At 60.4% G+C, this 273-nt stretch carries 1 pseudogene; it reads right to left on the bottom strand.

From position 1 onward, the window contains the following. A pseudogene (locus ABG80_RS24135) lies at positions 1-273 on the bottom strand (protein rep); the annotation flags it as partial.

Here is a 273-nt window from a genome sequence, read left to right as displayed (position 1 = left end):
ATCGGTCAGCTCTTCCGGCACCTCGACACCTCGGAAGCACCCAGCAGAACCAAGAAGGCGTTTCCCCTTGAGCGTCTGAAAGGCATGCCATGTATCGGCAACCGGCTGATCGCTGAACTTGACGGCGTACTTGAAACCCTCCATGAACCCCTCGGCGGGATCTCCAACGATGGGCCGCACATCAACGATGAAGCTGTCCCCGGTGATCTGGTGCCAATCCCGCGACAAGCGCTCCTGGCTGGGCTCGACCTCGGCCAAGGCGATCATGTGCAG

Source organism: Aquabacterium parvum, assembly GCF_001447195.1.
In the GTDB taxonomy this organism is placed as follows: Bacteria; Pseudomonadota; Gammaproteobacteria; order Burkholderiales; family Burkholderiaceae_C; genus Aquabacterium; species Aquabacterium parvum.
The sequence above is the reverse complement of the archived record's forward strand: the minus strand, read 5'-3'. Positions and strand labels throughout refer to the sequence as shown.